This is a genomic window from Hymenobacter sp. 15J16-1T3B, assembly GCF_020711235.1.
In the GTDB taxonomy this organism is placed as follows: Bacteria; Bacteroidota; Bacteroidia; order Cytophagales; family Hymenobacteraceae; genus Solirubrum.
Genome location: NZ_JAJFAV010000009.1, coordinates 46,040 through 64,553, shown reverse-complemented (window position 1 = coordinate 64,553; position 18,514 = coordinate 46,040). Strand labels below are relative to the sequence as shown.

General features: G+C 62.3%; 20 protein-coding genes. 6 read left to right on the top strand and 14 right to left on the bottom strand.

Annotated elements, in window-relative coordinates; all coding sequences use genetic code 11:
* The first annotated feature begins 46 nt into the window (after positions 1-46).
* The gene (locus LJ737_RS15935) at positions 47-1,318 is read left to right on the top strand and encodes a phage tail-like protein (RefSeq protein WP_227767484.1); all 1,272 of its coding nucleotides are present in this window, start codon (positions 47-49) and stop codon (positions 1,316-1,318) included.
* Positions 1,319-1,454: 136 nt separating this feature from the next.
* Here the strand turns inward: LJ737_RS15935 and LJ737_RS15930 are convergent, their stop codons facing one another.
* The 7 genes from LJ737_RS15930 to LJ737_RS15900 form a co-directional block, all read right to left on the bottom strand.
* Positions 1,455-2,462, bottom strand: a complete 1,008-nt coding sequence (locus tag LJ737_RS15930) for a hypothetical protein (protein WP_227767482.1) — start codon at positions 2,460-2,462, stop codon at positions 1,455-1,457.
* A 416-nt stretch (positions 2,463-2,878) separates the two neighbouring features.
* Complete coding sequence (locus LJ737_RS15925) at positions 2,879-3,142, bottom strand: barstar family protein (protein WP_227767480.1); 264 nt, start codon at positions 3,140-3,142, stop codon at positions 2,879-2,881.
* A 205-nt stretch (positions 3,143-3,347) separates the two neighbouring features.
* Positions 3,348-3,740, bottom strand: coding sequence for a hypothetical protein (locus LJ737_RS15920; RefSeq protein WP_227767478.1), 393 nt, complete (start codon positions 3,738-3,740; stop codon positions 3,348-3,350).
* 41 nt (positions 3,741-3,781) lie between these two features.
* A complete protein-coding gene (locus LJ737_RS15915; protein WP_227767477.1) occupies positions 3,782-5,593 on the bottom strand; it encodes an ABC transporter ATP-binding protein in 1,812 nt (603 codons plus the stop codon).
* A 68-nt stretch (positions 5,594-5,661) separates the two neighbouring features.
* Positions 5,662-6,219, bottom strand: a complete 558-nt coding sequence (locus tag LJ737_RS15910) for a DUF4274 domain-containing protein (protein ID WP_227767475.1) — start codon at positions 6,217-6,219, stop codon at positions 5,662-5,664.
* A 10-nt stretch (positions 6,220-6,229) separates the two neighbouring features.
* The gene (locus tag LJ737_RS15905) at positions 6,230-6,520 is read right to left on the bottom strand and encodes a putative quinol monooxygenase (RefSeq protein ID WP_227767472.1); all 291 of its coding nucleotides are present in this window, start codon (positions 6,518-6,520) and stop codon (positions 6,230-6,232) included.
* 287 nt (positions 6,521-6,807) lie between these two features.
* Positions 6,808-7,653, bottom strand: a complete 846-nt coding sequence (locus LJ737_RS15900) for a carboxypeptidase-like regulatory domain-containing protein (protein WP_227767470.1) — start codon at positions 7,651-7,653, stop codon at positions 6,808-6,810.
* Between the two features lie 175 nt (positions 7,654-7,828).
* Here LJ737_RS15900 and LJ737_RS15895 point away from each other — a divergent pair, with 175 nt between their 5' ends.
* Together LJ737_RS15895 and LJ737_RS15890 are read left to right on the top strand one after the other, a co-directional pair.
* Positions 7,829-8,845: a sensor histidine kinase gene (locus tag LJ737_RS15895; RefSeq protein WP_227767468.1), complete on the top strand. Its 1,017-nt coding sequence runs from the start codon at positions 7,829-7,831 to the stop codon at positions 8,843-8,845.
* A 33-nt stretch (positions 8,846-8,878) separates the two neighbouring features.
* A complete protein-coding gene (locus LJ737_RS15890; RefSeq protein ID WP_227767467.1) occupies positions 8,879-9,625 on the top strand; it encodes a LytR/AlgR family response regulator transcription factor in 747 nt (248 codons plus the stop codon).
* Between the two features lie 76 nt (positions 9,626-9,701).
* On the opposite strand, the gene LJ737_RS15885 is transcribed toward LJ737_RS15890, so the two are convergent.
* Positions 9,702-10,496 carry an alpha/beta fold hydrolase gene (locus tag LJ737_RS15885; protein WP_227767465.1) on the bottom strand — a complete coding sequence of 265 codons (795 nt, stop codon included), beginning with the start codon at positions 10,494-10,496 and terminating at the stop codon, positions 9,702-9,704.
* Between the two features lie 230 nt (positions 10,497-10,726).
* Here LJ737_RS15885 and LJ737_RS15880 point away from each other — a divergent pair, with 230 nt between their 5' ends.
* Positions 10,727-12,289, top strand: a complete 1,563-nt coding sequence (locus LJ737_RS15880; protein ID WP_227767463.1) for a M28 family metallopeptidase — start codon at positions 10,727-10,729, stop codon at positions 12,287-12,289.
* 80 nt (positions 12,290-12,369) lie between these two features.
* On the opposite strand, the gene LJ737_RS15875 is transcribed toward LJ737_RS15880, so the two are convergent.
* The 4 genes from LJ737_RS15875 to LJ737_RS15860 form a co-directional block, all read right to left on the bottom strand.
* Positions 12,370-12,663: a hypothetical protein gene (locus LJ737_RS15875; protein ID WP_227767461.1), complete on the bottom strand. Its 294-nt coding sequence runs from the start codon at positions 12,661-12,663 to the stop codon at positions 12,370-12,372.
* 19 nt (positions 12,664-12,682) lie between these two features.
* Complete coding sequence (locus LJ737_RS15870; RefSeq protein ID WP_227767453.1) at positions 12,683-13,540, bottom strand: dienelactone hydrolase family protein; 858 nt, start codon at positions 13,538-13,540, stop codon at positions 12,683-12,685.
* 71 nt (positions 13,541-13,611) lie between these two features.
* A complete protein-coding gene (locus LJ737_RS15865) occupies positions 13,612-13,983 on the bottom strand; it encodes a cupin domain-containing protein (protein ID WP_227767451.1) in 372 nt (123 codons plus the stop codon).
* Between the two features lie 8 nt (positions 13,984-13,991).
* On the bottom strand, positions 13,992-14,246 hold the full coding sequence (locus tag LJ737_RS15860; protein WP_227767448.1) for a Kazal-type serine protease inhibitor domain-containing protein: 255 nt from the start codon (positions 14,244-14,246) through the stop codon (positions 13,992-13,994).
* A gap of 268 nt (positions 14,247-14,514) precedes the next feature.
* On the opposite strand from LJ737_RS15860, the gene LJ737_RS27270 reads away from it, so the two are divergent.
* Together LJ737_RS27270 and LJ737_RS15845 are read left to right on the top strand one after the other, a co-directional pair.
* Positions 14,515-14,949: a YtxH domain-containing protein gene (locus LJ737_RS27270; protein WP_410779955.1), complete on the top strand. Its 435-nt coding sequence runs from the start codon at positions 14,515-14,517 to the stop codon at positions 14,947-14,949.
* A 152-nt stretch (positions 14,950-15,101) separates the two neighbouring features.
* A complete protein-coding gene (locus tag LJ737_RS15845) occupies positions 15,102-15,563 on the top strand; it encodes a YtxH domain-containing protein (RefSeq protein ID WP_227767447.1) in 462 nt (153 codons plus the stop codon).
* A 664-nt stretch (positions 15,564-16,227) separates the two neighbouring features.
* Here LJ737_RS15845 and lysS read toward each other — a convergent pair.
* Complete coding sequence (gene lysS / locus LJ737_RS15840; RefSeq protein WP_227767445.1) at positions 16,228-17,790, bottom strand: lysine--tRNA ligase; 1,563 nt, start codon at positions 17,788-17,790, stop codon at positions 16,228-16,230.
* A gap of 187 nt (positions 17,791-17,977) precedes the next feature.
* Positions 17,978-18,406, bottom strand: a complete 429-nt coding sequence (locus LJ737_RS15835; RefSeq protein ID WP_227767443.1) for a DUF1810 domain-containing protein — start codon at positions 18,404-18,406, stop codon at positions 17,978-17,980.
* Between the last annotated feature and the right edge of the window lie 108 nt (positions 18,407-18,514).

Genomic DNA, 18,514 nt, shown 5'->3' with positions numbered 1-18,514 from the left:
GCACCGGCTGGGTGGTTTCTTTTCTTTTTCCTTCGACTTCTTCGCAATGCGTTTGACTCGTTCTTGTACTTACCGCGGCCCTGCTGCAGCCTTGCTGCTGGGGCTGCTGAGCTTGGCGCCCGCTGCCGTGCGCGCCCAGTCGGGGCCGGGCGCTCCGGGTCCTTCGCCGGGGACGCCGGCCGGGGTCACCAACGTGGGCATCGGCACCACTACCCCCGACCCGTCGGCGGCGCTGGACGTGCAGTCGGCCAGCCAGGGCGTGCTGATTCCGCGGCTGACGCGCACGCAGCGCCGGGCCATTGCCAACCCCAAGCCGGGGCTGATGGTGTACCAAACCGGTTCACCGGCCGCGGCCGATTCGGCGGGTTTTTGGCTGCGCGGCCCCCTGGGCTGGCAGTTTCTCTCGCCCAACCAGCCCGTTACGCTTAGCAAAACCGGCCAGCAGATCAGCCTGGGCGGGGGCGGCAGCGGTTCGGTCACGGACTCCGATAACCAACAGCTCAGCAAAGCCGGCAGCACCATCAGCCTAACCGATGGCGGCTCCGTCACCGATTCGGACAGCCAGACGTTGGCGGCCACCACGGCGGCCGGCAGCACCACCGTCACGATTTCGGGCGTTACGGGCGCGGGCGCCAGCGTGGTTATTCCGTCCTCGGCCGACAACCTGGGCAGCCACGTGGCCAGCCAGAATGTGCAGCTGAGCAACAACTGGCTTTCCAACGACGGCGGCAGCGAAGGGCTGCGCGTCGACAACGCGGGCAACGTAGCGGTGGGCAGCACCAGCACCCTGGAACTGGGCTACGGCGTCGGCGGCAAAGAAGTCAACGCCGGCAAAATCGGGTACCAGACCTTCACTGCCGATGCCCTCGATGTGGTGGGGGCCGGCACCAGCGGCAGCAACCGCAAGGTGAAGCTCTGGGCCGAGGGCGGCACGGAGCTGGCCGGCGGCCTGCGCGTCAACGGCTTGGCCGGCAGCGGCAGCCGCCCCGTGCTGGCCGACGCCAGCGGCAACCTCGCCGCCACCTCCGGCCTGCTCAGCCGCCTGGCCAACGGGCAGGCTGGCACCGCCACGCTGAGCTCCTGCCCGGGCTGCGGCTCCGCCCCCGCCGTGTACACGGTGACGTTTCCCACAGCCTTCGGGGCCGCGCCCGGGCAGGTGCTGGTGACGGTGCGCACCCAAAACGGCCAAACGGCCACGGATACCTTCGCTGCCACGGTGAAAAGCATCGGTACCGCGAGCTTTCAGGTCAACATCAAACGCGTAGACGCCAACAACTGGAACCAAGTGCTGCTGCTCGACTGGCTGGCCATTCCGTAAGCGTCCGCCTTCCGTTTCCCGGTCAAGCAACGGCCCCGCACCAATACGTTGGTGCGGGGCCGTTGCTTGACCGGGGCTGCTTAGGTCCGTGAGGCGCCGACAGGGAGGTTGTGCCACCTCCGTGTGGCGGCCGGGGCTATTGCTTCTGCAGGTAGAGCAGCGTCGATTGGTTGGAGGGGCCGTATTTGTCGTTGATCAGGAAGTAGCCGCCGCGGTAGGCCGCAAGGCCCTCCAGGTTGTAGGGCATGTACTCGGCGGGCAGCTCAAAGGTGGGCTTCCAGCTCAGCTGGCCTTTTTTGTACTCCAAGCTGATTAGCCGGCAATAGTTTTTGTAGCCGGAGCCGTCCTGCACCAGCTTGGCGTTGGCGTCCCCGGCGGCGGGGCGGTACACGGCATCCTCGTCGCCCTTGTAGAAGAAGTTGATGGCCGTGTAGCGGTTCTTGCCCTCGTACACCATATCGGTCACGCGGAAGGGCAGCGGGGCCAGCGGCACCGGGCGCAGAATGTCGTTCGGGAGCAGCGGGCCGCTGGGCAGGCGCAGCCCCTGGTTGTCGTGGCCGAAGCTGTTGAATTCAAACAGCAGCAACAGGCCTTTTTCATCGGCGACCATGGCCTCGAAGCCCGCGTTGTGAATGTGCGTGTTGCTGGTCAGGGCCGGCTTGGGCAGCGGCACCAGGTACGCCGGATCGAGCACAATAGCCGCCCGGCCCTCGTCCAACGTGCCTTTGATGAGGTAGCAGTACGTGGAGGGCGTGGTGGTTTCGATGGTGAAGTACACCTCGTTGCCCACCAGCGTCATGGCCTCCAGACCTTCGTACACCTGGCAGGCGCTGTCGATGCGGGCCTTGATGCGGTCCAGCCGCTCGATGGGGTATTTCCGGTAGCTCAGTTCGCCCGGTTTTTTGGCCATCTGCGCGTCGATGGCGGGTAGGTCGAGGGCGTACACTTTGGCCTCGGCGCGCTCTTGCAAGCGGCTTTCCGACAGCAGTAGCAACTGATTGTCGCGGCGGAACAGGCCCGAAAACTGGTTGTTTTTATCGGCTAGCTCCCGGGGCAGCGTCACCGGCACCACGGAGTAAGCGGATTTTTGAGCCGAGGCCAGGGTGGCCTGCAGCAGCAAGGCAGCGAGGAAAAAGCGTTTCATGGAGCCCGGTAAGAGCAGTAGGTAAGGGGAGAAGCGAAGCTGAACGCAAAGATGGGCACCCGGCGCGGCACGGCGGCGCGTTTTGGCCGATTGCGCCCCGGGGGCGGATGAATAGACGCTGCGCGTGGCCCAACGTCCGGGCCCGGGCTTGCGAAGATGTACCTAGTAGACTACCTGGATCCGGGTGCGGCGCACCACCAGCACACGTGCAAGCCGAGGCTCTTAAGGCCAGCAGCCAACGACGGCGCGGCGGACGTCGCATTGCCGTAAATCGAATGCGGCCATGGGTTTTGACGCCGTGCATTGCTGCCGCTTTCGTTACCCGCTGCTTCGGGTGGTCGACGCTGGTAAGGTGACAAGGCCTAGCTGGTGTCGCCGAAATATACTTGGTGGTGTGAGGATAACTAGGCGGAAGATCAGGCAAGTACAATGCGCTTGGGCGCCATTTCTACCCCGTAATCCTGAATTACCTGCCGCAGAATCTGCATGTCGCGCGGGCAGTGTTGGGCAAATTCCTCCCAGTTGGTGAGGGTGAGTTGCTCCGGCATTTCCACGATGGCCACGATAGAATCCCAGAAAGCATCCCAGCTCGCCCCGTACCAGTCCTCAAAACCCAATTTCTCCTTGAACAGCTGGTGTAGGGCGGCTTTGGTGGTGATGCCGGTGAGGTCAAGGGTCATGGATGATGGTTTGGATGTGCTGCTGCTGGCGCGAACCTGCCGCAGTCGCTCGGCACAACCGAGCGACGATTACGCTGGAGCAACTGTGCTGCGGGAGCCCCGGGCCGGCTGCGCAAGCGAATTTGGGACGTAGCCCCTCAGGCGTAAGGCTTACTCGGCACAGCCGAGCGAGTGCGAAAATTGGCAAAGCAGCCGGTTTATGCCCTCAGCGCACGTTATCAGACCGATTATGACTTTTGGCAATCCAAGACGGATCCACCATCAGGCTTATAGGAAGGTCAATTCTTTCGTTGGAGTGAACAAGCCAGACATTAGAGGATATTAGGTGTTGTACCTCATTTACGCCCTTTATTTTTAGATGAGAATAGAATAAATCATAAAATGTATCCGAGTCCCAATCAACTCCTATATCACCTGGGCCACCACCAAAATTCCTGATTTCCGTCTCTAACAGGATTTTTGTGCCAGCTATTTCCAGCGCTACCTCATAGAATGCGAAAATTGGAGCCACTTGCTCATAGTCTACTGGTCCGCCTATTATTGTTTCCATGTAAGGAGGCTTGTCCAACTTCGCAATACTGTGCAAGATGATTTCCATGTGATAGATTTGAAAGGCGGACTGCCGTGGACACAAACGTACTACGCCGCCGTATCCTCCACCTCATCCCCGTCATCCACCAGCACCCGGGCCAGCTTCTCAATATTGAGGCTGCGGGCCGAGGCGTCGAATATTTCGCGGTAGGTGCCGCGCAGGTCGTAGAGCTGCTCGTGGGTGCCGCTTTCCACCATGCGGCCCTGCTTCATCACGTAGATGACGTCGGAGTCGACGATCTGGGCCAGGGAGTGGGAGATGATAACCACGGTGCGGCCCTTCTTGATGGCGTCGAGCGAGTTTTTAATTTGTTCGGTGGCAATAGCGTCGAGCGAGGCGGTGGGCTCGTCGAGGAAGATGATGGGCGGGTTTTTCAGGAACAGCCGGGCAATGGCAATGCGCTGCTGCTGTCCGCCCGAGAGCTGCTGGGCGTCAGACTGGTAACCCTTGGGCAAGTCCATGATCTGCTCGTGCAGGTAAGCCTGCTTGGCCGCGTGCTGAATCTGCTCCAGCGTGGCGTCCATCAGCCCGTAGCGGATGTTTTCCTCGATGGTGCCCTTGAAAATGTGGTTTTTCTGCAGCACCAGCCCGATTTGCTGGCGCAGGGCGTGGGTGTCGTAATCGGCCAGTGGCTTGCCGTCGAGCAACATGCGGCCGCGCTGGGGCTCGTAGAACTTGCAGAGCAGGTTGATGATGGTGCTCTTGCCGGCCCCGCTCAGGCCCACCAGCGCGGTGGTTTTGCCCGCTTCGATGCGCAGGCACACGTCGTGCAGGGCCTGGGTGCCGCTGGGGTAGGTGAAGTCCACGTTGCAGATATCGAAGGTGCCCTGCAGGTGCTCGGGCTTTAGCGGGCCGGTGGGCTCCCGGGCATCCTTGGCGTCGAGAATGTCGAAGAAGCCCTCGGAGTAAGTCAGCGCGTCGTTCATCTCGTCGTAGATGCGGTGCAGCTGCCGGATCGGGGCCGACACGTTGTTAAACAGCAGGATGTGGAACATAATGGCCCCGATGCTGATCTGCCGGTCCAAGACCAAGTAGGCCGTCAGGATGATGATGAGCACCACCCCGATCTGCTCGGTGAAGGTTTTGAGGCCGTCGTAGAGAAAGTTGGTTTTGCGCGTCTGCAGCTGGGCTTCCTGCAAGGCGTCCTGCTGCTGGTTTTGCTTTTGCTCCTCGTAGTCCTCGCGCACGAAGCTCTTGATGACCACGGCCGAGTCGATGAGGTTCACCAGGCCCTGGCTGCGGGCTTCGCGCAGGCCGCGCAGGGCCCGGCGGGTACCGTTGAGCTTATCGGCCTGCCGGTAGCTCAGCCAGAAGTAGACGGGCAGCACCGCCACGGCCACCAAGCCCACGTACACGTTGGCCGTAAACATGACCACCAGCGCCACGATGGAATTGGCAAACAGGGGCAGAATGTCGATAAAAAAGTTCTGCACCAGCTTCATCAGGCTTTCCACGCCCCGGTCGATGCGCGTCTGCAGCTTGCCGGTCTGGTTGCCCGTGTCGGCATAGAAGCCGAGCTGGTAGCTGACCACCTTGTGCACCGCGTCGTGCATGAGGGTACTCGACACGTTGATGCGGATTTTCTCGCCGTAGAACTTCTGCCCGAACTGAATGAAAGTGTTGATGATTTCCTTGCCTAGTAGCAGCCCGCTCACCAGTAGCAGCATGGGCATGCCCTCGGCCAGGGTGGCGTTGCGGTTCAGCAGGGCCTGCACCGTGTCCACCGTGTAGCGCAGCACGAAGGGGTTGACCTGCGCCGCCAACGAGCCCACCAGCGTGAGCAGCAAGGTGGCAATAATCAGCCCGCGGTAGGGGCGGACGTAGGGGAACAGACGCTGAATAATTTCCCAAAGGCTCATAGAACGGCTACGCGGTAGGTGGTAGTCGGTTTAGACGAGCGGAAGGGGGCATGGGGTTGTGCGGAATGTTAGTGCCGCCTCCTGTTCAACGCCCGGCGGCGTTGCCGCCGCCAGTGCCACAAACGATGCAACAGCCCCGCAAGCCATTTTTCCAAGGCTTGTTGTGCAACTACGGCCTGCCCGGGATTACCTAGCCTGAATGCTATGGGAATAGCCCACTTGGCGTCCGGTCGTTCAAAGTCTAGTAGCTCTTCTGCCACTGGGTCGTAACCAATGCGATGGTGTTGATAAAACCCGGTTTCCCAGTTGCGGATGACGGTCCTTAGCAGGCGGAAAATGTCTTCCTCGTCAGCGGCTTCCTGTTCGGATTCAAACTGAGTGTAGAAATCAGGCTGGGCCCGCCAAAAAATCAGTAGCGCGGTTCCATAGTCGCACCTTGGGCTGCTGATTATCCAGTCGAGCACGGATACTCCGTCGTCCCAATTGTAAGTGTCCGCCAGATAATGGAGTTCTGCGGCTGAGTGGAGCTGTTGAAAGCGGGCAAAATCGGGTATGAGTCCTTTCGCAGCGGTGTCGATAAAATGCACCTGAATGAATTCGGTCTTGCTCTTCGATAGAAAATACATAGCCAGTGAGTTACTCCACCACCGCGTAGTGCTGCATCTCCTCAATGCCTACGTAAAACGGCTTTACCAGCTGAAAAAACGCCCAGAATTCCGGGCTCTTGCGGAAGCCCTGCAGGTGGCGCTCCACCGAGGTCCACTCGATGCGCCATACAAAGCGGGTGGGGTCTTCCGCGCAGTGCGTCAGCTCGTAGCGCAGGCAGTCGGGGGAGGCGGCCAGTAGGTTGTTGGCGGCTCGAATGGCCTCGATAAATGCCGACTGCTGCTCGGCGCTGATGCGGTAGCGGATGTATTCGACAATCATGGCCGTGAGGACTGCGGTGAGCGGGCAAGGTAGCTTTTCGGCGCCTTCCGGCCGCGGCCTGCAGTGCGCACCGGACAGACGTGCGGGCGCGGCCCGCTGCAGCTAAGCAGCGGGCCGCGCGGCCAACTAACCATAAGAAGATTAAGAATCTAGCACGCGGGTATCCAGAATGATTAACCCAACACCAGCCGCACGGCCAGGTGGAGCAGGTAGCCCAGCCAGAAGGACAGCTTGGGGGCGATGAGCAGCAAAAGCAGCAGCGTCATAAAGGAGCATGGCCGGCGGGCTTAGCGGTATTCCACCACCGTGGCGTCGATGCCGATGCCCACGCCGCGGGTTCGCGCCCAGCCGTTGAGGTGGTTTTCGGTGGTGTAGATGGGGCCGTCGAGCAGGCTGGCGCTGAGCTGCAGGGTGCCGGGGCCCAGCTCTTTCACCATTTCCAGCGCCACCACGATGTCGCCTTCAGCGCGCACGTGGTAGGGGCGCAAATCGACCACCAGGCGGTCCTTGATCTGACCCTTGCATACCCGCACGTACACCGGTTCGGGCAGCAGGCTGCGGGTGGGCTGGCCCCGCTCCACCTGGTACACGTTCACGCGGTAAAACAGGCTGTCGTAGGTGCATTTGGCTACGTGAAAGGATATCTGCTCCACCGCCGAGAGCCGCCGCAGGTGCATGCCCTGCCCGATCTGGTTGCCCAGGCGGTTGACCCCGAACATGCCCGTAACCGAGGTCGAGTTGCTGGAGTTGCCCAGCACGCGCTCCTTGGCGCGTGCTGGCCGCACGACCACTTCGGCCAGCTGAACGCGCTCGGGGCGCAGCTGCAGCTGCCCGTCGGGCTGGCTGAGCTGCCGCCGAAACTCGGCTCCCGACAGCGTCAGCGGGGCGTAGCCGAGCAGCGCGATGCGCACCGAGTCGTGGTCCAGCGTCGCGGTAGCGGCCAGGCTGAAGCGGCCCTGCGCATCGGCCACGGTGCCGGCGGGGCGGTGCAGCACCCCGATGCTGGCGTAGCTCAGCGGCTCGTGGGTGCGCTCATCGATAATCTGGCCGCGCAGGGTGGTGGGCTGGGGCTGGGCGGTGGCGCCCAGGGCGCAAAACAAGGTCAGCAGGGCGGAGGCGAAACGGTTTTTCATGGGCTTGGGAGCGTTTATGGCGGTTTGATGCTCCAAAGGTGCAGGCTCCCAGCCGGCCTCGTTTTGGGGAATGACCAACGCTGCCGAAGCCGTGACCAACGCCCCGGCGACGCGGACCAACCCCGCTCGTCATTCCGGTTTGACGGCGCACGTCCCGGCCGGTAGCTTTGGCCTTATGATGACTTCCTTGTTTGGCCCCCGCCTCGCGCGCCACCTGGGCGTGTGGCTGCTGCTGGTCGGTGGTCTGGCCTGGGCCAGTTGGGCCGATTCGACCAACGCTGCTGAGCTGCTTGGGTACCTGACCTACACCCTCGGCACGCTGGCCCTGGCGGTGTATGCCCACTACTGGGTGCTGACGCGGCTGTTTGACCAACGCCGCTACGCCTGGTACCTGCTGGGCGCCGCTGCGGTGCTGCTGGGCGGGGCTGGCCTGCTCTACGGGGCCGAGCACAACATCGGCTTCAGCGTTACGGGGGCGGGCAAGACGGAGCCCGAGGCGCTGGGCACCTACGCCCAGGATGTGCTGAACGTGGGGCTGGTGTTGCTGGCCGCTACCGTGGCCCGCTACGTGCGCCGCGGCATCGTGAGCCACTACCAGGTACAGCAGCTGCGCGCCTTGCAGCTCGAAACGGAGCTCAGCTTGCTCAAAGCCCAGGTCAACCAGCACTTTCTCTTCAACACGCTCAACAACCTTTACGGCCTGAGCCTGGCCGCGCCCGAGCAAATGCCCGAGGCGCTGATGCAGCTGGCCGGGCTCATGCGCTACCAGCTCGACAGCTCCCGGCAGGCCCACGTGACGGTGGGCACCGAGGCCGAGTACCTGGCCAACTACATCGGCCTGGAAAAGCTGCGCCTGCGCGACAACACCCGGGTGGAGTTCGTGGCGGAGCTGCCGCACCCCGAGCGGCCCGTGGCCCCGCTGCTGCTGCTGCCGCTGGTCGAAAACTGCTTTAAGCACGCCATCGGGCCGTCTGGACCCAACACCATCCGCATCGTGCTCACCCAAACCGACGCCGGCCTGACCCTGCGCACCGACAACAGCATTCCGCCGCACTTCCGGCCGGCGCCCTCGGGGCTGGGGCTGCCTACCTTGCGCCGCCGCCTGACGCAGTTTTACCCCGGCCCGCGCCACCAGCTCACCGTGGAAGCCACCGCCACGCGCTACGCCGCCACGCTTACCCTCGTCGGCTGATTTCGCCGCTAACCGCCCGTTCTTGTTGCCCCCATGCTGCCCGCTGCTACTCCCGCGCCCCTGCGCTGCCTGATCGTCGATGATGAGCCCCTGGCTCACACGGTACTGCGCACCTACCTCGACCGCCTGCCCGGCCTGGTCAGCTGGGCTGGCAGTTGCTACGGCTCGGTGGAGGCCCTCACCGTGCTGCGCACCACCCCGGTGGACGTGCTTTTTCTCGACGTGGACATGCCCGAGCTGACCGGCCTGGAGCTGCTGCGCGCCCTGCCCCAGCCGCCGGCCGTGGTGCTCTGCACCGCCCACGCCAACCACGCCCTCGATGCCTTCGACCTCGGCGTGGCTGACTACCTGCTCAAGCCCGTGCGCTTCGACCGGTTCGTGAAAACCATCAACCGCCTGCACGCCCAGCAGCCCGCTGCGGCCGCCGCGCTGCCCGTGGCCGCGCCCACCACCGCCCCGGCGGCGCCCGACTTCGTGTTTATCAAAACCGACGCCGGTACCGAGCGGGTGCGCTTCGCGGAGCTGCGGTTCGTGGAGGGCTACGGCAACTTCGTGAAGTGCCACCTGGCCTCGGGCCGTGTGCTGCTCACCGCCGAAACCATGAAGCAAATGGAAAATCAGCTGCCGGCCGCGCAGTTTGTGCGCACCCACAAGTCCTACCTCGTCAACCTGAGCGGCGTGGAGCGGCTCAGCGGCAACAGCCTGCTGGTGGGCGGCCGCGAAGTGCCGGTGGGCGCCACCTTCCGCCAGGAGGTGCTGCGCCGCCTGAACCTGCGCTGATGGCGGTACTGTAGCCGAGAGGCCAAAAGTCCGGCGGCGCAAACGCGGGCTGGCCGTGAGGCGGACTGGGGCTGGATCAGGCGGCCATGTAGGCTTCCAGGGCCGCCAGCGTCTCGCGCGGGGCACTCACGTGCGGGCAGTGCCCGCTCACCGGCAGCGTGACCAGCGTGGCCTGCGGAATGGTTTCGCGCAGGTAGTCGCCGACTTCCAGCGGGGCAATAAGGTCTTCGGCGCACTGCACCAGCAGGCAGGGCGTGCGCAGCTGCACCAGATCCGGGCGGTTGTCGGAGAGGAAGGTGACGCGGGCAAACTGCTTGGCAATGGCCGGGTCGTTTTGGCAAAAGCTGTGGATGAGCTCAGCCGAGAGGGTCGGCCGGTCGGGGTTGCCCATGATGAGCGGCGCAAACGAATCGGCCCACTCCACGAAGTCACGCTCCATGAAACCGAGCATGTTGTCGATGTCGGCCCGGTCGAAACCGCCGTGGTAGTCGGCCTCGTTGAGGTAGTAGGGCGAGGGGCAGAGCAGCAGCAGCCGGGCAAACCGGTCGGGCTCCCGGATGGCGGCCAGCGCCCCAATCATGCCGCCGACGGAGTGTCCTACCAGCGTCACGTCGCTCAGGTCCAGCTCCTGGCAAATGTCGAGTACGTCCTGGGCGTAGCCCTGCAGCGAGGCGTACTTCAGCGGGTCGTACGCCTTGGCATCGGAAAGGCCGGCCCCGACGTGGTCGAAGAGCACCAAGCGGAAGTGCTCGGCCAGCGCGGGCAGGATGTAGCGCCAGATGGTTTGGTCGCAGCCGAAGCCGTTGACAAACAGCAACGCTTGCTGGCCGCGGCCGGCTACGTGCACGTTGTTGCGTTTCAGCGCGCTCATGCGACAGGATTTAGGAGTGATACTACTGGGATAATATCGGGAAAAAACGGCAGAAGCAAGGCGTGCCCATATTGGGAAATGCCGGCATCGACTAAAGCTGACCAGGGCACGCTCTAGCCCGTTGGTGCCTCAAATCGGGATAAAGCGGCGGCAGCGCAACGCCTAAGTAAAAACCTCGTCCCTTTCGCGTTTCTTGGGTCCTCGCACAACCGCACCCCATTCGCTGCCCCATGCAAAAACTACTCTACCTGGCCGTTGCCTACGGCCTCACCGCTACCGCACCCGCGCTGGCCCAGCAAGCCGCCGAAAAACTCGACCAGGCCACCCTGGCCAAAATCCGCGACGAGGGACTGAACCGCTCCAAGGTTATGGAAACGGCCTTTTACCTCACCGACGTGTGCGGTCCGCGCCTGGCCAACTCCGAGGGCCTGAAGCGCGCCAACGAGTGGACGCAGAAGCAAATGGCCTTGTGGGGCCTCTCGAACGCGAAAATCGAGCCCTGGGGCGACTTCGGCCGCGGCTGGGACATCGAGAAGTCCTACGTGGCCATGACGGCGCCCTACTACCACGCCATGATCGGGGCGCCGAAAGCCTGGACGCCGGGCACCAACGGCGTGCTGAAAAAGCAGGTGGTGCTGGTGAAAGCCGCCGCGGAAGCCGACCTCGACAAGTACAAGGGCCAGCTGCGCGACAAAATCGTGCTGACGGAAGTGGCGCAGGAGCCCAAAACCACTTTCACGGCCGACGCCAAGCGCTACACCGACGACGAGCTGCAGAAGATGACCGCGCCGGCCGAGGCCAATGCCGCCCGCCCCGGCGGCGACGAGGCGGCCCGCAACGCCTACCGGGCCCGCGCCGCCTTACGCACCAAGATGACGGAAATGTTCCTGCAGGAGGGCGCCGCGGCCGTGCTCAGCACCCGCGGCGGTTCGCACGGCACGTTCTTCACCTCCAACGGTGCCCCTTACGCCGCCGACGCCAAGCCCGTGCTGCCCGAAATCGAAATGGCACCCGAGGACCAGCTGCGCCTAATCCGGCTGGTAGAAGCGGGCATCCCGGTAGAGTTGGAAATGGAGACTAAAACCAAGTTTCAGACCCAGGACCTGAAAGGCTACAACGTGGTGGCCGAAATTCCCGGCACCGACAAAAAGCTCAAGAGCGAAGTCGTCATGCTCGGCGCCCACCTCGACTCCTGGCACGCCGCCACCGGCGCCACCGATAACGCCGCCGGCTGCGCCGTGATGATGGAAGCCGTGCGCATTCTGAAAACCCTCAACGTGAAGCCGCGCCGCACCATCCGGGTGGCCTTGTGGGGCGAGGAGGAGCAGGGCCTGCACGGCTCGCGCAACTACGTGAAGAATCACTTCGGCGACCCGGCCACCATGAAACTGCTGCCCGAGCACGAAAAACTGGCCGCTTACTTCAACCTCGACAACGGCTCGGGCAAAATCCGCGGCATATACGCCCAGGGTAACGAGCAGGTGCAGCCCATCTTCACCGAGTGGCTCCGGCCTTTTGCCGACCTAGGCGCCACGACGGTGACGCCCCGCAACACCGGCGGCACCGACCACTTGGCCTTCGACGCGGTGGGCCTGCCCGGCTTCCAGTTCATCCAGGACGGGCTCGACTACAACACCCGCACTCACCACACCAACATGGACACCTACGAGCGGCTGCAGCCTGACGACTTAAAGCAGGCCTCCGTCATCGTGGCTTCGTTCGTGTATAACGCCGCTATGCGCGACCAAAAACTGCCGCGCAAACCGCTGCCCGCCCCGCAACCGAAGTCGTAGCTTGCCGTAGGCCAGTCAGCAAAAAGCCCCGACGGTACCAGTTACCGTCGGGGCTTTTTGCGTTATGCTGCTGGCGCTATTCAGGCGGCGTGCCGTTGATATAGCCGGAAGCCCACGGCGAAGCCAAAACCAAGCACAACGTGCAGAGTCACGGCCAGCAGCGCCCCAAAGGCTTGGCGCAGGCCGTATTCATCGTGCCCAAAACGGAGCAGCTCCGTACCAAAGAACAACATCAGGTAGCCCGCCAGCAGCGCCAGATTCAGCAGGAAGAATTGCCAAAAGCGGCGCCAGTCCAGTAACAGCACCACACTGACCATCCAAAGCACCGGCGAGGCCAGCAGCAGAAAGAGGAAGACGAATAATGCAACATCCATAACACGCAGGGGAAGTGGCCTATCCTAACTTCTGTTTGAACAGCTTTAGCGTCCGCTCCCAGGCCAGCTTGGCGGCGGCTTCGTTGTAGCGCGCCGGCGAGGAGTCGTTGTTGAAGGCATGTTGGGCGCCCTCGTACAGGTACTGCTCGTACTTCACGCCGGCATTCGTGAGGGCCATGGCCCAGGTCGTGAGCCCGGCATTCACCCGCTCGTCGAGGCCGGCGTAGTGCATCATCAGGTGGGCCTTCACTTTGGGCGCGTCGGCCGCGTCGGGCTGCCGGCCGTAGTAGGCCACCGCGGCATTCAGCTTCGGGTCGTGCACCGCCAGCTGATTGGCCAGGGCCCCGCCCCAGCAGAAGCCCACGCAGCCGGTTTTGCCGTTCGAGTCGGGCCGGGCGCGCAGGTACTCCAGCGCCCGCAGGTAGTTGTGGAGGTTTTGCGTCGCGTCGAGCTTGCCAATCAGCTCCCGGCCTTTTTCCTCGTCCGTCGGCGTGCCGCCCAGCACCGACAGCGCATCCACGCCCAGGGCCAAGTAGCCGGCCTTGGCCACGCGCCGCGTCACATCCTTGATGTGGGGTGTCAGGCCGCGGTTTTCGTGGATAACCACCACCGCGCCGCGCTTTTTCTTGCCCTTGGGGTGCACCAGGTAGCCCGTTACGGTGGCGCCCTCGCCGGGCCAACTCACCTCTTCCGTCACCAGGTCTTGGTCGTCCTCGGGCACCGTGGCGGCTTCGGCGTAGCCCGGGTCGAGCAGGCCCAGGGCCGTGGTGGCCAGGGCGAGGCTGCCGGTGAGCTGCACCAGCCGCCGCATAAACTCCTGCCGAGTAAGTGGGCGGTGGGTGTATTCGTCGAAAAGATTGATGATGCGCTGATCCATGGGCCGAGGGATAGATGAAAACGAAAAAGGCGCCTGAATATAGGCGCCTTTGCTGGGCATTGAATAGCCGCTTACTCGTCTTCGCGGTGCACCGTAGCCGGGCTGAAGGCCGGCACGCAAATCGACCAGTATTCGCACTCCGCGTCGAAGGGGTTGGAGTAGCGTACCCGCGCCCCGCCCTTGATGAGCAGCGCCTGCCCGGCGGCCAGCTCCACCACGTCGCCGTCGATTTCAAAGCGCTTGCGCCCGCGCACCACGATGGTAATTTCGTCGAACTCCGGGCGCTGGTGCGGCTCGCTCCACTGGGGCGGGGCCACCATGTGCGCCAGGCTATACTGGCCGCTGCCGGTGCTGGCCAGCCCCACGTGCTCCTCGATGAGCTTGCCGTCGGTGGTGGGCACCACAAAGGGCGCCGGGTTCAGGATGTAGCGTTTGTCAGCCATGCGGTGGGTTAGTTTTGGGTGCCGGGGCAGGCGCCGGGGGTGAAGGTTTTCACGCCGGCGTTGCTGGCCTGGCAGGCGTTGCTGTAGGTTTTGTTGTCGCAGCCGCACACCGGGTTGTACTCCATGGTGCACATGGCGTCTTTGCGAATCTTGCTGGGGTCGATGCAGTCGGCGGCGGTTTCGGTGGGCGCCGCGGCGCGGTGGCAGGCGCCGCTGAGCAGCAGGGCCAGCAGGGCGGCGGCCGAAAGCAAGCGGTTGGTCATGGGAAAGCGGCTTGGTGAGCGGAAAAATACGGCGAAAGCCGGAGCCGCGGTCATGCGCCGCGGTAAATGCCAGGGGTTCAGCGGACAGCCCGCGGTCTTAATATATTTTTAAAACTATATTGTTGCCGGCCGGTATTGGATTTCGCCGCCGCGCTTACAACCCGACCGTAGGCCTTCCGTATAGGCAGGTCAAATCGACTGTCGGATATATAGGCCGACCGGTTTATCAACCCCGAACCTTTCTTTCAACCCTACATCCTCCTTCACCATGTCTTACAACGAAGACAACAACACGGGCAAAGTCCTGCTGGCCCTGCTGGCCGGCGCCAGCGCTGGTATCGTAGCCGGTCTGCTCATCGCTCCCGACAAGGGCAGCGCCACCCGCGGCAACCTGAAAAACTACGCCGGCAAATACGGCGACCAACTGGGCGAGCAGCTGAACAAATTCGGCACCCAGCTCGACGGTTCGTTCAAGACCCTCGTGGAGAAACTGGAAGACCTGGGCGTGACCGGTGCCGGTTCCAGCCTGAACCTGAAGGGCGACTGGAACGAGTCGAAAGGCAAGCTGAAGCAGCAGTACGCCCAGCTCACCGACGAAGACCTGGAGTACTCCGAAGGCGCCGCCGACGAACTGGTGGGCCGCCTGCAGGAGAAGCTCGGCAAAGGCAAGCGCGAAATCGTGAAACTGCTCAACGACCTGTAGGTCTGAGCTGCTTAGTAGTTCTCAAAACGCCCCGTACCGGCCCGGTACGGGGCGTTTTGCATGATAACTTTCCCTGCACATTATCGTTAGCAACTACCGGCCCCGGCGGCCACCTGCATTCTTCCCCCACATCCAAACTCATCTAGCTTGTTATGAAAGACAACAGCGGTAAAGTACTTCTCGCCCTGCTGGCCGGTGCCAGCGCCGGCATCGTAGCCGGCCTGCTGATGGCCCCCGAAACCGGCACGGCCACCCGCGAAAACTGGGGCAAGTCGCTCGGCAAATTCGGCGACGACCTCAACAAGCTCCTGCAAGACGGCCTCTCCAAGCTCGATGCCCTTAAAGGGGGCGCCAGCGGCAGCGGCGAAGGCGACAACGCCGACCGCTCGGGGGCCGAAGACGCCCTGGCGGGCCTTGGCAGCAGCAGCGGCAAAAGCACCGGTAGCAAAGGCGGCGGAGGCCGCAAAACCTCGGGCAACGGCTCGTCGTCTGGTTCCGGTCCCGTCGACGGCCCTGATTCCGCCTCGACGGCTACGTATTCGCAAGGCACCGGCAGCCCCGAGGATGCGGCTGGTACCGGCGGAACGACCGGCGGTAGTGGCGTCGGCAGCTAAAAAAATTGCCGGCTGCGTAACCTTCCTGTAACGCGGCCGTTAAGGAGAGTAGAAATTGCCTTAGACAAATCACTGCATTTGTACTCCGAAGCAAAATTGCCAACGAGTTGAGCTTCTGTACGGATTGGTTTAACAACCGTGTCAGCAAAATCAACCTGATTTCTGGTAAGCTTCTTCGGCTTTTCAAGCAGTTGAATTAGCTACAGACAGTTTCTCAAAGAAAGGCCTCGTACCCGTCAATGCTGGTGCGAGGCCTTTCGACTTTTTGGGTTCAAAGGCAGCACACCGCTGCCGGACGCAAACAAAAAAAAACTTCCGGCTGCGTAACCTTCTCGTAATGCGGCCGTTAAAGACAGTGTAATCAGTTTAGTAAGAAGGTCGGATAAACCTTTGGAGTAAAATTGCCGACGGTGGAGCTTCTGCAAGGATCTGGTCAAACAACCTCGCAGCAAAATCGCACTTGTCCATCGCACATTTCTCCGATGTGTACTGACTGGAATGGTTAACTGATTAATAGAAGAAAGCCCCCCGTGCACGTTATTAGCACGAGGGGCTTTCGACATTTACGGCGGGTACCTTCCCTTCGGCCTGCCTTGCTTTAAAAGCCAAAACGCCCCGCCGGTGACTCCACCGGCGGGGCGTTTTGGCTTTTAAAGCAAGGCAGCTATTCCACCGGCTTTTCGCTCTTCTCGGTTTTCTTTTCCGCCTGTTCGGGCTTCATCTGCGGGAAAAAGAGCACGTCCTGGATGGAGTTGGAGTTGGTCATGATCATCGAAAGGCGGTCGATGCCAATGCCCAAGCCAGCCGTAGGCGGCATGCCGTACTCCAGGGCGCGCAGGAAGTCCTCGTCGAGCACCATGGCTTCGGTGTCGCCGCGCTTGCCCAGCTCCAGCTGGTCTTCGAAGCGCTGGCGCTGGTCGATGGGGTCGTTCAGCTCCGAGAAGGCGTTGCAGATTTCCTTGCCGTTGCAGATGGCTTCGAAGCGCTCCACCAAGCCCGGCTTGGAGCGGTGCTTCTTGGCCAGCGGCGACATTTCCACCGGGTAGTCGGTGATGAACGTGGGCTGAATCAGCTTGGGCTCCACGTGCTCCCCGAAGATTTCGTCGATGATTCTGGCCTTGCCCATGCTCGGCTCCAGGCCCACTTTCAGGTCCTTGGCGGCGGCACGCAGCTCGTCTTCGCTCTTGCCGTCGATGTTGAAGCCGGTGTAGTGCTCGATGGCCTCGGCCATGGTGAAGCGCTTCCAGGGGCGCTGGAAGTTGATGACGTTCGGGCCGACCTGCACTTCGGTTTTGCCGTGCAGGGCCAGGGCCACACGCTCCACCATTTCCTCCACCAGATCCATCATCCAGTAGTAGTCCTTGTAGGCCACGTACAGCTCCATCTGGGTGAACTCCGGGTTGTGGAAGCGCGACATGCCCTCGTTGCGGAAGTCCTTGCTGAACTCGTACACCCCGTCGAAGCCGCCCACGATGAGGCGCTTCAGATACAGCTCGTTGGCAATGCGCAAGTACAGCGTCATGTCCAGCGTGTTGTGGTGGGTCTTGAACGGGCGGGCGGCGGCCCCGCCGTACAAAGGCTGCAGGATGGGCGTTTCCACCTCCAAGTAGCCTTTGTCGTTGAGGTAATTGCGCATGGCCTGCACCAGCTGGGTGCGCTTCACAAAGGCGTCGCGCACGTGCGGGTTCACCACTAAGTCCACGTAGCGCTGGCGGTATCGCTGCTCGGGGTCGGTAAAGGCATCGTAGGTGATTTTCTCACCGGTGGCCTCGTCCACGCGCTCCTTCACCACCGGCAACGGGCGCAGGGCCTTGCTCAGCAGCGTGAAGCCCGTGACGTGCACGGACGTTTCGCCCACCATGGTTTTGAACACGTGGCCTTTCACGCCCACGAAGTCGCCCAGGTCCACCAGCTTCTTGAAGACGGTGTTGTAGAGCTCCTTGTCTTCGCCAGGGCAGATTTCGTCGCGGTTGATGTACAGCTGAATGCGGCCCGAGGCATCCTGCAGCTCGGCAAACGAAGCCTTGCCCTTCACGCGAATTGACATCAGGCGGCCGGCCAGGCTCACGTCCTGAAAGTTGTTTAGCTCGGGGTGGTAGTTGTCGTGAATCTCCTGGGCGTAGAAGGTCACGTCGAACAGCTCCGACGGGTAGGGCTCGATGCCGAGCTTCTGCAGCTCGTCGAGCTTGTTGCGGCGAATGATTTCCTGTTCGCTAAGGTGGTGCATGGCACGAGGCGTAAAAACAAGGCCCACAGCGGGCCGCAAAAGTCAAGCTGCAAAGATAGACCACGGACCGCCAATGATGATAGCCGGGCATTTAGAGATACGGTCGGGCCGGTTTGCAAACCGGCGCTTGTATTTCCGCGGGGCCCCGAAGTACACATTGGACAGTGTGCGTGATAGGGTTCAACATCTAGCTTGGATGGAGCAGGCGCAGCGTGTTGGCATCGGGCTGCCCCCGGAAGAACTTGTCCAAAACTTCCTGAAAGATAGGTTGGTCGGGACACACGGCGTCGAACAGGGTCATGCAGGAGCGCAGCTTCATATCGTCCGGGCTGCCCATGATGCGGGTCGCGTTATTGCCCGGCAGCGCGAGCAAGGCGGCACAGAGCAGCAGCAAACGGCTACCCAACTGCGGGTGCTGCGCGTAGGCCAGAGCTTCGGCGGCACCGTGCAAGCCGTAGTAGTGCGCGGTGCTGCTGCGGCCCAGTCCCTGCAATTGGGGAAAGATGTACCACATCCAATGGCTTTGCTTCTGGCCCTGCTGCAGCTCGGCCAAGGCCTTGGGGAAAGCCGTTTCTTGGGCCTCCAGAAATCGTTGCAGGGATTCGTCATGGTTCATGGGAATACGCGGTCATAGGGTTGATAACCTCAGCTACGCGCGTTAGCCGACTAGGATGCTACTGCTTAAAGCCAAGCCCGCTGTCGGGCCGGTGGTGGTCAAACAAAA

What these genes read in the sequence shown, in the direction of transcription:
- LJ737_RS15835 (WP_227767443.1), bottom strand. Translation starts at nt 18,406, where the DNA reads ATGAACCATGACGAATCCCTGCAACGATTTCTGGAGGCCCAAGAAACG.
- LJ737_RS15890 (WP_227767467.1), top strand. Translation starts at nt 8,879, where the DNA reads ATGCTGCCCGCTGCTACTCCCGCGCCCCTGCGCTGCCTGATCGTCGAT.
- LJ737_RS15895 (WP_227767468.1), top strand. Translation starts at nt 7,829, where the DNA reads ATGATGACTTCCTTGTTTGGCCCCCGCCTCGCGCGCCACCTGGGCGTG.
- LJ737_RS15925 (WP_227767480.1), bottom strand. Translation starts at nt 3,142, where the DNA reads ATGACCCTTGACCTCACCGGCATCACCACCAAAGCCGCCCTACACCAG.
- LJ737_RS15875 (WP_227767461.1), bottom strand. Translation starts at nt 12,663, where the DNA reads ATGGATGTTGCATTATTCGTCTTCCTCTTTCTGCTGCTGGCCTCGCCG.
- LJ737_RS15935 (WP_227767484.1), top strand. Translation starts at nt 47, where the DNA reads ATGCGTTTGACTCGTTCTTGTACTTACCGCGGCCCTGCTGCAGCCTTG.
- LJ737_RS15865 (WP_227767451.1), bottom strand. Translation starts at nt 13,983, where the DNA reads ATGGCTGACAAACGCTACATCCTGAACCCGGCGCCCTTTGTGGTGCCC.
- LJ737_RS15915 (WP_227767477.1), bottom strand. Translation starts at nt 5,593, where the DNA reads ATGAGCCTTTGGGAAATTATTCAGCGTCTGTTCCCCTACGTCCGCCCC.
- lysS (WP_227767445.1), bottom strand. Translation starts at nt 17,790, where the DNA reads ATGCACCACCTTAGCGAACAGGAAATCATTCGCCGCAACAAGCTCGAC.
- LJ737_RS15860 (WP_227767448.1), bottom strand. Translation starts at nt 14,246, where the DNA reads ATGACCAACCGCTTGCTTTCGGCCGCCGCCCTGCTGGCCCTGCTGCTC.
- LJ737_RS15910 (WP_227767475.1), bottom strand. Translation starts at nt 6,219, where the DNA reads ATGTATTTTCTATCGAAGAGCAAGACCGAATTCATTCAGGTGCATTTT.
- LJ737_RS15880 (WP_227767463.1), top strand. Translation starts at nt 10,727, where the DNA reads ATGCAAAAACTACTCTACCTGGCCGTTGCCTACGGCCTCACCGCTACC.
- LJ737_RS15930 (WP_227767482.1), bottom strand. Translation starts at nt 2,462, where the DNA reads ATGAAACGCTTTTTCCTCGCTGCCTTGCTGCTGCAGGCCACCCTGGCC.
- LJ737_RS15845 (WP_227767447.1), top strand. Translation starts at nt 15,102, where the DNA reads ATGAAAGACAACAGCGGTAAAGTACTTCTCGCCCTGCTGGCCGGTGCC.
- LJ737_RS15900 (WP_227767470.1), bottom strand. Translation starts at nt 7,653, where the DNA reads ATGAAAAACCGTTTCGCCTCCGCCCTGCTGACCTTGTTTTGCGCCCTG.
- LJ737_RS15920 (WP_227767478.1), bottom strand. Translation starts at nt 3,740, where the DNA reads ATGGAAATCATCTTGCACAGTATTGCGAAGTTGGACAAGCCTCCTTAC.
- LJ737_RS27270 (WP_410779955.1), top strand. Translation starts at nt 14,515, where the DNA reads ATGTCTTACAACGAAGACAACAACACGGGCAAAGTCCTGCTGGCCCTG.
- LJ737_RS15885 (WP_227767465.1), bottom strand. Translation starts at nt 10,496, where the DNA reads ATGAGCGCGCTGAAACGCAACAACGTGCACGTAGCCGGCCGCGGCCAG.
- LJ737_RS15870 (WP_227767453.1), bottom strand. Translation starts at nt 13,540, where the DNA reads ATGGATCAGCGCATCATCAATCTTTTCGACGAATACACCCACCGCCCA.
- LJ737_RS15905 (WP_227767472.1), bottom strand. Translation starts at nt 6,520, where the DNA reads ATGATTGTCGAATACATCCGCTACCGCATCAGCGCCGAGCAGCAGTCG.